This is a genomic window from Fructilactobacillus sp. X2R5C3 (assembly GCF_059901325.1).
The window spans coordinates 1-262 of record NZ_JBWXUY010000029.1 but is presented as its reverse complement, the minus strand read 5'-3'; the positions used below and the strand labels follow the sequence as shown (position 1 = coordinate 262).

Sequence of the window (262 nt, the reverse complement as noted above, 5' to 3'; positions counted from 1 at the left end):
GTGTGGAACGCTTCACCATTGCGGATCTCAGAACCAATCGCACGAATACGACCTGCGTTAATACCAATACCAGCACGTTGCGACACGTAACGAACAATTGAGCTTGCTGTTGCGTTGATTGAATCTAGGCTGTCACCACATTCGATCAGTACACAAGAACTGAATTGACGAGTAGGTGTACGTACACCAGACATGATCGGTGTAGGTAGAGAAATCTTAAACGTAGACGATGCGTCGTAGAAACGTTTGATGTAGTCAAGAC

At 45.8% G+C, this 262-nt stretch carries 1 protein-coding gene; it reads right to left on the bottom strand.

What is annotated here, in order from left to right; genetic code table 11:
- Window positions 1-262 (bottom strand): ribonucleotide reductase barrel domain-containing protein (locus tag AC6UDE_RS07035; protein WP_500697038.1); only part of this gene is annotated, 262 nt, incomplete at both ends.